Consider the following 9,466-nt stretch of genomic DNA (forward strand, 5'->3'; position numbering starts at 1 on the left):
GGGTTCTAAATTAGAGGCAGAGTAAATTCATACTTAGGAATAAGAATTAAATAACATACAATTTATGTCCCTGGCTTACCTCACCCTCAATCCCTCTCCTTATAAAGGAGAGGGAAGCTAGAGAAAGGATGAAGTTTTGCATTATACCCGGAACCCCACCCCGCAAAAGCTGCACTTTAGCTCCCCTCCCCGCACGCGGGGCTACCGTGTATACACAAGTCATCGAATTAGCCAAAACAAAACCTCAAAGAGTCCTGACTTTAGTCCCTCTCCGAACTCACGGAGAGGGACAGGTTTTGCGTAGCAGAACCAATCTTTGAGGTTTCTTTGGGCTATTCGATAAACCGTAAATTGCATCAAGAGAGACTTGTGTATACACCGTAGGCACGCTCTTAGGGGTTGGGGGTGGGGTTCTTTTATTATGGGTAATTTGGCGGACATGATATTACTTAATTTCAGAAACGCGGTTTTTACTTTCTACTCAAACGGCGGCAAATTATTTGGGTCAATACCCTGAGATTGTAAATAAGCAATCAGTCGTTCTTTTTGCTGGCGTTCTTGTTCAGCGCGTTGGTGTTCTTGTTCAGCGCGTTGGCGTTCTTGTTCAGCGCGTTGATGTTCTTGTTCAGCGCGTTGGTGTTCTTGTTCAGCGCGTTGACGTTCTTGTTCAATCTGTTCCACAGCCCACGGTAATAAATTACCAGCTTGATCCCACCAGCGTAACCAATAACCAGTGTGAGCTTCTTTTGTTCCTTGCCAAGTTCCCAAAAATAAGCCCATTATATCAATCCAATGACGACCATTTTCGTCAGGTAGCTTTAACTCATAGCGTTTATTTTCCAGTTGATAATATTCTAATAAACCGCCATCTGGTTCAAAAATTATGTAGATGGGAATCTGCAAAATTTGCTCGTAGAAAAACCATTTTCCTGGTGGATAAGTTCGCTTTACCGAATATTCTCCCCCCTCAGTCTCGGATAAAAATTCGATGGCGATCGCTGGGATATTTCCTTCTAAATTGGGTGTATAACTTTTGCGATTGGTCAGAACTTGATTAACCGACTGCACATAAACCCAGTCAGGTGCTTTGGCAATAAATTGCCCGTTGATTGTCGCACAAAGACCAAAGTTTGAAGCGATCAACATCTGGGGTTGGATGAATCTACTGATTTCTAGGCTTTCACGCAAAGCACCAGCCAAAAGTGGCTGACCTGTATTCTCCACTGGTTCATCCTCTAGTTGAAAATCCTTGGGCAAGGCTGACCAAGAGATTACCAGTTCAGTTTGGGATTTGGCTTCACTGAGTTGGGTTGCCATAAACACAACATGAATTTATTTTTGATCTTATCGCTTTCAGTACGGCTATATATATAAGAATATCAAGAAAATCCAGATAAAAATTTTGTTTTGTTAACAAAAACCATGCAGTTGAATCGAAGTAATTTCCTCAGATTTCTGATCCAGTCAGAGCCAGGAAAACCAGCAATATCCAACGGCTTGCGAGCCGTGTTAGCGTTGGGGATTCCCATGCTAATTGGGCAACTGATCAACCACCCTTCTCTACCAGAGGCTTTGCCAACGACAGAAGCTCAGGGAACAAGGGAAAGCGGGTTATTTGTCGGTTTAATAGCTTACTTTGTCAACTTAGCGAATGTTGGTGGCCCTTACCGGATCAAAGCTAGGGCGATGGTGGCGGCTACTTTGGGAATAGCTGTTTCAGTATTTGTGGGTACTTTAGTTGCCAGAGTTCCAGCCCTAACTGTGGTGCTAACATTTCTCTGGGGACTTGCTTCCGGTTTGGCGTCGCTGTACGGTAATGCTGGTGCAAATGTCGGTCTGGTGGTAGGGATATCATTTATTTCCACGATCGCACAGCCAGGAAACTTGGAAGTCGCACTCATGCGATCGCTGCTATGTCTAATTGCAGGTGGATGGGCGATGTTACTTTCTTTGGTAATGTGGCCTTTTAAACCTTATGATCCACTACGGATAGCTGTGGCTGCTTGCTTCAGTGCGCTCGCCAACTACATTCAGGCATTTGTAGCTAAAGTAGCAAAAACTGAAAATATTCTCCTAATAAGACAGGCATTAGAGACAGCACGGACTACTTTAGGTACATTACGGATTGCACAGTCGGCTCGAAGTTGGATGAATGAGCAGTTATTGGTGCTAATTCAGGATGGCGATCGCTTACTTGGCTCAGTTATTGGCTTAATAGAATTACTAGAAACTTACTGCCAAGAACAGCAATATCACGCAGTCCAGCAATTAGTAGACGATGCACTCGCACAAATATCAGTTATTATTCAAGCCATAGCGAAAGCCATATCTGGCAAGCCTAGCAGCATCGATCTGGGCAATCTCAACCGCATCTATGAGGCACTCAAGGAACAAGAAAGTCTGCAAAGAAAAGCAATTGCCGGGAGTGAGACAGATTATACAACTCTGGTTGCTCTCAGTAACCTAGTGCTGATGATCGAAAAGATAATCAAGCAATTGCAATACACTGCTCAGACAGCTAAATCTCTGGCCGATCATCGCAAGATCAGTCAACGTGATGTAGATAGACTTCTTTTAGTTGCAGACGAACAGCGATCGCTCTTAAATTTACTCAAAGAAAACCTCACCTTAGACTCAGCAATCTTTCGCCATGCTCTCCGCATTGGTGTAAGTCTAACTGTAGGCGTAATATTATACAGCATTACCAATTTACCAATGGGGTATTGGGTGACACTGACCATCATGATAGTCCTCAAACCGAACTTGGGTGCAACTTTCCAGAGGTTTTTCCAGCGAGTTGGCGGGACTATCTTGGGAGCTGTGTTAGCTGCTGTTTTACTTGCAACCATCACGAGTAAGCCTGTATTAGACACAATCATTCTGCTGACAGTATTTTTTGGCATTTCTCTGATCCGTTTCAACTATGGGTATTCGGTGGTTTTCTTATCAATATTTGTCTTACTGATTATTGATATTGGTCATCCGATTGGTTGGCAATTCGCTGGCTTTCGGGTATTGAATACATTAATTGGGGCGGGATTAGCTTTTGCGAGTCATTACTTTATCTGGCCAAATTGGGAACGCGATCGTTTACCGAGTCAACTCGCTACGGCGCTACGAGAATGTCACAAATACTTTAGCGATGTGATGGCTGTTTACCAGGGAAAAAAGCAGCGTGACTCTACCATTATCAGTCAACGGCGACAAACTGGACTGGCAATTGGCAATGCCCAAGCCTCGTTCCAAGGATTGCTACGCGAACCCAAAATGCATAAAGAATTAGTAGAACCAGTGATGACGCTGCTGATGTATATGGGACGTTTTACTAACGCCGTGACAGTTTTGGCAGTACATCTCGAACATTTTCGAGGAACAGTGCCACTCCCGGAATTAGAAACCTTTGTTTGCCAAATTTCGCTACTCTTAGAACAGTTAGCTGATTCAGTAGAGCAGGAAATTACCCCACCGCTCTTACCTGACTTGGAACAAACGCTGCAAAAAATCCAACCGCACCTACAAGCACTGCGTACAGCCCGTATCCAAGAGTTAGCTGTTAATCAAGGACATACACCAATTCGTCAGGCAGTCATTGATTACAGCATATTAGATTTGGAGATTGATCAGATTGTGCGGCGGTTGACTGCTATGCACTCAGCGATGGTACGGCTAACCTCAGGTAAATAAAGCACAATTTGACAGCAGCCACCATCGGTTGTCCATCTTTGAGTACTGTCCGAAAGAATCGCTGCACTGGGGCTGGCAAGCCTTCAATCTCTTTTTGGTCAAGTTTTCGGTAGAAAAAGACGATAGGATTCGCTGTCCATCAGAATTCTGTAACCCAGCCACATCAGTACGAAGGGGAAAATCTTGCGAGCATAACGGCTGAGTACCAAAGCGATACCAGGTAGATGTGTCAGACTATAGGCCATAAACAGCCAGCAGAAAACAATGAAATAGCAAACAGGTATGATTACAGATAGATTTTGGATTGAGCTAGTGGCAAACAAGGGAATATAGATCCCAAGATTGTTACCGCCGTTGGCAATTGTGACCGCAGAGACGCGATAGGTCTGCGGATCGCCGATTACGTTCCAGAGCGATCGCTTTCTGGAATCAAATCCTCGAAATTTAGAGTTTCTTTTTAGATTGGCTGACTTATCTTCGGCTGAGTCATCTTTATTAAGGTTGAGCAAGTTATTAATGCCAATGAGTATCGGCAGAATCCCCAGCAGACCAATCCAAGTCTCAGGAATTACTAGACCCAGTAAGAAACCAAGCAAACTTACTATCACTAATGCCGTGAACCCTAGAAGCTCACCAACCACAACATGTTGAGGACGAAAAGTACGATTAACCTCACTGAAGAAGGCAGTCAGATAAATATTGTCGTCAAAGGTTGTTGCCACAGCCGCAGCTAGCCCGATTTTAATTGTTGCAATTAACCAATCCATCACTATCCCTCACTCAACACCTAATCTGATGACCAAAACTAGCGATCGCTCAATCGTTGTAGAGAATTACCACAATATCGATATGATAATGTGAGTATCGCATATTGGGTGTAACTCAGAGCAAATCTGGTAGTTTATACATATTAAGCGGTGCTTTAACTTTATCCCCCATCTCCAATTCATCCGGCAATGTCCATCACCTATATGTATCAAAGGAGTCATTATGATTAGCCGTTTGATTGACCTTCTGCGTAGAGGCACAGGTCAAAACATCTTACGGTCGCTCAGATCAGCCACTCGTAGATCGGCTACCTACAGGTTTGCAGTTAGATTTTGCATCGGTCTTGTCTCAATTTTGGTCTGGACTCTAGTTTTTGACGGTCATGCTGTTGCGGCTTCTGAATCTGGCAATCAGATATCCTCTCTAATGAATCAGTTCAACCTACCCAAAAACTCAATAATGCAGTTATTGGAAACTGTGGGACTATTTGTGGGAGGCATAATTTTCTGTATAGTTTTGGATCGCTGGTTTTCTAGCCGTTCTGGTGGATCTAACAACACGCCCTTAGCCGAGCAAGCGCGGCGGCTCAAGCAACTCAAAATAGGATATCCAGAGGGGATGACAAATCTGGAAGTTCTCCGTACTCAAGGCTTGCTGGAAAACCGTTTGCGACCTTATGGGCTGAGTGTTACCTGGACAAGTTTTTTATCAGCCTCTTCTCTGATTGAAGCACTCAGCAACGGGACGATTGACTTTTGCGGGGGCGGCGGTACAGCCAGTATCTTCTCTCAAGCGGCGGATCATGTATTTGTGCGAGTAGCTAAAGAAAAATATACCTCTCCCAAGGGTCAAGCGATTCTGGTACCGGAAAATTCGCCGATTCAGACGCTTGCCGACCTCAAGGGTAAGAAGATTGCTTTTGACAAAGGCTCAAGCGCACATTATATACTTGTGCGATCGCTGGCAAAAGTCGGACTTGAGTTTAGCGACATTGAGCCAGTCTATCTGACACAGCCGGAGGCACTACCCGTATTCCGCCGGGGTGAGGTCGATGCTTGGGTGATTTGGGTTCCCTACACAACAACTCAAGCCCGAAGCGCTTACCCAGGGCGATCGATTGCAGACTTAGAGAGCATATTTGGTGATAAAACCTCCGTAGAAGTTCCGACCTATTACTATGCGATTCCAGAGCTAGTACGCGACTATCCCGACTTACTCAAGGTGATTTTAGAAGAGGTAAACGAAGCTGGAGCTTGGGCTAAGAGACAGGAATTAGAAGCTGTTCAACGATTGACAGAAGACCATGAAATCGATCCATCCATCGTCGAAACTTTACAGAAACATAGTGGCGAACGCGCCATCATCCCCATTGACGACCAATCGCTCAATGCCTTACAGTATCAAGCAAATATATTTAGAGATTTAAATCTGATTCCTGAACGGGTAAATGTGAAAGATGGAACCTATAGCTTGCAGACCAAGCAAAACTGGACTTATTAAACCCGATTATTTATCCGCCAGCGATGCACTGAACCCTTCGACAAGCTCAGGGTAACACCTGTCGAAGTGTCGCACAGAATTCATTCTGAATTCTGACCGAAAACGAAAAGGATACAAGCCCCTAAATTTATTTATGGAGAAGCAAAAAAATGTATTTCGAGACGCACAGCGCAAGAAATACGAAGTCCGTTTACAGAGCAACTAAATTTATTTATGGGGATCATTAATTTTGAATTTTGAATTCGGAGCGAAGCGACGTGACTCCTGACTGCTGAATTCTGTTCGATAATTTTTACAAATGATTTATGACTGCTATAGCAACTTGGGTTATTATCTGCACAATTGCAGAAATGATTGAGTAAAAATGGACGTAGCAAAGTTCTTGCAGATGTTTGAGCGAACAGCGATCGCATTACACCAAGACTATTTATGTCGTGTTCTCCGCACTGCGATAGAAATTATGCGGTCTGACTCTGAGATTAACTTGGCTGGAAGTCGTTATGGTGGTTCACCAGGGCTTGCAGTTTTGCTCACTCCCAATATGGTGTAATACTCCTTAAAGTCCGTTGCAGTTAGCATCACTGACCTCTCGATTGCGGGTTATTTTGCAGTGGGTAGTAAGCGACTCCCGATTCTCAAAATCTTATAATGTCCAGTTCTTCAGTCTGTTGGTGGAGTGCCGTTAGTCTGCAATGTCGTTGGTAAAGCCTCGACCTAGTAGAATCAAGATACCTCAACAGTTGAGGTATCTTGATTCTTATTGACTGCTGACTCCATCAGTGGTTCGTCCACTCATCTCGCTGGGATGGATGCGGTAGAGCGCCATGACCTCCGCACGACCCCAAGCATCAATCCAGGTTCGATTAATCGCGGGCGAAAGCGTTGGATTTTGCGTTTTGACAAATTGCATCACGCGATCGATGTCTTGCTGAAGAGTGATGTGTTCGGCTCGACCGGTCACAGTAACGCTGCGCCAATGCTTTAGATCGTGGACTTCTTCAACTTGCAAACAGACTTCTGGATTCGCGTCCATATACTTGGTCTTCATCCCAAGCGTCGTGAAAATGTAGATGTTTGGCTCTTCAAAATAATAGTGCATAGGCACAACATAGGGATGTCCTTCAAGCGCACAACCTAAGTGTCCATGTCCCACTTTCTGCAAGAGATCATGCATCTCTTTTGTACCCATTTCATCAATATCTAACATGGTCATTCTCCAGAATAAAGATTTAATTGATTAATCTAGTTGCAAATGTGTTGTTGCCCAAGACTTAGATCACCATGTCTTGAGACATGACCCAAAATGCCTTGAGCGATCGCACATCAGGACTGTTGTCTTATTGATTTTGCTACAGCATGACAGAATACTGTTTGATTTATGGGGTTATTTGTTTAACTACAATATAAAAATTAATACAAGTGTGGTAGGGGAGAAATACTGAGTTATTATTAATCACTGCTTGACTTATAAATTCACCGTATTTTCTCGTAGTCTTGTTCCCAAATCAAATAAGAATTCTATAGAAATATAGGGTTTAAATAGATGAAAACTGCTGTAATTAATAAAGCGATACCTACGGTAAGCTACGCTAACGCATGGTGGCGGATATGATCTTCAATAAAACTGGCAATGAAATAATAACTGTGGTCATAGCCTTCTTGGTAACGCAAGTTTAGCGGCTGGTTAACATCTGCACAAGCTTGCTCAAACACCTCTGGCAGTAATTGTTCAGCTAAAAATTTATCAGCAGTTCCTTGGTCAATGAGAATTGAACTGTGATATCCTACTTGTTTGACTAATTCACTAGCATCATAAGCACGCCAACTTTCTTGATTGTTGCCAAGATAACGACTGAAAGCCTTTTCACCCCAAGGACAATGCCTAGGTGCAGTAATCGGCGCAAAAGCTGATACTGATTTGTAGAGTTGTGGGTTTCTCATCGCACAGACAAGTGCCCCATGTCCCCCCATCGAATGACCGAAAATACCTTGTTTCTCAGGTTGGGTGGGGAAATTTGCGGTAATTAAAGTAGGTAATTCCTGGACGACATAACTATACATTTGGTAGTGTTGACGCCACGGTTCCTCTGTAGCATCAACATAAAAGCCCGCACCCGTGCCAAAATCCCAGCCATCATCCTCACCTGCAATCCCAGTATTACGTGGACTAGTATCTGGTGCAACCAATATCAAACCGTACTCAGCCGCAAAGCGCTGCACTCCTGCCTTTACCATAAAATTCTCTTCAGTGCAAGCCAATCCAGAGAGGAAATAGAGAATCGGCACCGATTTTTGAGTTGCTTGTGGTGGTTGATAGACAGCAAAGCGCATTTCACCGTTACAGGTGGAGGAGTCATGACTGTAAAAGCCGAGTTTGCCACCAAAGCTTTTATATTCTGAAAGGAGATTGAGGTTAGCCATTGATTATATTCTCTTTCCTGAGCGACTGGCAAAGACAGATTATTTTAACCTAGATTAATATTATGCAGGTAGCGATCGCATCTCAATCAATCCTGCAACGCCAGTAACTTAGTCCCGCACCTTTTACAGAACCCAGCATCTAGATCGTGAAAAGTCAAACCACAACCTAAACAAACTGTTTCTACCTGATTAGCAGTTTTCACAACTCTCTTAATTAAATCTCCCACTTGCCAAGGAATCAGCGCAATTCCGGTAAAAATCATTAATACTGTTAGCAAGCGTCCTAATTCAGAAATTGGAATAACATCGCCAAATCCCACAGTTGTCATTGTGACAACAGAGAAATAAAAGGCATCCAAAAATGTACCGTAATTTTGAGGATTAACCGGATGCTCAACTTGATAAATTAAGCCAGAGTAAATAAAAACAATTGCAAATAATGTAAATAATATTCGCGTAAAAATCATTCCATCTTCGGTGCTGATAGTGGCGAATAAAAATTTTCTATCTATAAATCTGATTAATCGTAAAATCCGAAACCATCGCAGTAGGCGGATAAAGCTAATATCCACCATTCCTAGAAAGAATGGCAAAATTGCCATTAAGTCAATTATCGAATAAATACTAAAAATATATTTGATTTTATTTTCTGCACTCCATAGACGGAGTGAATATTCCACCGCGAAGATGCTCACGATCCCAGTATCAACTAGATTTAACTTAAAGCGTACAGAATCAGGAATATTATAAGTTTCTGCCACGAAAATTCCTGATGATAGTAACACCATAGCGGCAAGTGTTAAATTAATCGTTTTACCTATTGGTGTTTCCAGGTCTTTTAAATAAAATTCTGTTTCTTGTCTGCTGAGTAACATATTCGATCATTAATTAATCTTAATTCTCAGTTATAACATTAGAAATACGATATTATTAACCATTATCCTTATATTAACTTCAGCTTATATGAACCCAGAATATTTTATGCGTTTAGCTTTGGTAGAGGCAAAAGAAGGCGATGCGCCTTACGGTGCCGTCATTGTTAAAGATAACGAAATCATGGCCGTAGCTCATAACACTGTCAGTAGAGACAATG

Annotated in this window: 9 protein-coding genes and 1 pseudogene; 4 read left to right on the forward strand and 6 right to left on the reverse strand. The window is 42.9% G+C overall.

The window, feature by feature from the left end:
* Positions 1 to 477 precede the first annotated feature (477 nt).
* Complete coding sequence (locus ACYTXL_RS19415) at positions 478 to 1,317, reverse strand: Uma2 family endonuclease (protein ID WP_461926171.1); 840 nt, start codon at positions 1,315 to 1,317, stop codon at positions 478 to 480.
* Positions 1,318 to 1,422: 105 nt separating this feature from the next.
* Between ACYTXL_RS19415 and ACYTXL_RS19420 the strand changes: the two genes are divergently transcribed.
* Positions 1,423 to 3,684: an FUSC family protein gene (locus ACYTXL_RS19420; RefSeq protein WP_461926172.1), complete on the forward strand. Its 2,262-nt coding sequence runs from the start codon at positions 1,423 to 1,425 to the stop codon at positions 3,682 to 3,684.
* Here ACYTXL_RS19420 and ACYTXL_RS19425 read toward each other — a convergent pair.
* Together ACYTXL_RS19425 and ACYTXL_RS19430 are read right to left on the reverse strand one after the other, a co-directional pair.
* The gene (locus ACYTXL_RS19425; RefSeq protein ID WP_461926179.1) at positions 3,644 to 3,751 is read right to left on the reverse strand and encodes a hypothetical protein; all 108 of its coding nucleotides are present in this window, start codon (positions 3,749 to 3,751) and stop codon (positions 3,644 to 3,646) included. The two genes, ACYTXL_RS19420 and ACYTXL_RS19425, sit on opposite strands and share 41 nt — an antisense overlap.
* A gap of 31 nt (positions 3,752 to 3,782) precedes the next feature.
* Positions 3,783 to 4,451, reverse strand: a complete 669-nt coding sequence (locus tag ACYTXL_RS19430; protein WP_461926173.1) for a cadmium resistance transporter — start codon at positions 4,449 to 4,451, stop codon at positions 3,783 to 3,785.
* Positions 4,452 to 4,674: 223 nt separating this feature from the next.
* Between ACYTXL_RS19430 and ACYTXL_RS19435 the strand changes: the two genes are divergently transcribed.
* Positions 4,675 to 5,952 carry an aliphatic sulfonate ABC transporter substrate-binding protein gene (locus ACYTXL_RS19435; protein ID WP_461926174.1) on the forward strand — a complete coding sequence of 426 codons (1,278 nt, stop codon included), beginning with the start codon at positions 4,675 to 4,677 and terminating at the stop codon, positions 5,950 to 5,952.
* A 364-nt stretch (positions 5,953 to 6,316) separates the two neighbouring features.
* Positions 6,317 to 6,502, forward strand: coding sequence for a hypothetical protein (locus ACYTXL_RS19440; protein ID WP_461926175.1), 186 nt, complete (start codon positions 6,317 to 6,319; stop codon positions 6,500 to 6,502).
* 207 nt (positions 6,503 to 6,709) lie between these two features.
* Here ACYTXL_RS19440 and ACYTXL_RS19445 read toward each other — a convergent pair whose 3' ends face one another.
* From ACYTXL_RS19445 to ACYTXL_RS19455, 3 genes are all read right to left on the reverse strand, one after another.
* The gene (locus ACYTXL_RS19445; RefSeq protein ID WP_461926176.1) at positions 6,710 to 7,159 is read right to left on the reverse strand and encodes a pyridoxamine 5'-phosphate oxidase family protein; all 450 of its coding nucleotides are present in this window, start codon (positions 7,157 to 7,159) and stop codon (positions 6,710 to 6,712) included.
* A 377-nt stretch (positions 7,160 to 7,536) separates the two neighbouring features.
* Positions 7,537 to 8,373, reverse strand: coding sequence for an S-formylglutathione hydrolase (gene fghA, locus ACYTXL_RS19450; protein WP_461926177.1), 837 nt, complete (start codon positions 8,371 to 8,373; stop codon positions 7,537 to 7,539).
* Between the two features lie 86 nt (positions 8,374 to 8,459).
* Positions 8,460 to 9,248, reverse strand: coding sequence for an ion transporter (locus tag ACYTXL_RS19455; RefSeq protein WP_461926178.1), 789 nt, complete (start codon positions 9,246 to 9,248; stop codon positions 8,460 to 8,462).
* Positions 9,249 to 9,336: 88 nt separating this feature from the next.
* On the opposite strand from ACYTXL_RS19455, the pseudogene ACYTXL_RS19460 reads away from it, so the two are divergent.
* Positions 9,337 to 9,466, forward strand: a pseudogene (locus ACYTXL_RS19460) (nucleoside deaminase); the annotation flags it as partial.

It is taken from the genome of Nostoc sp. (assembly GCF_054880495.1).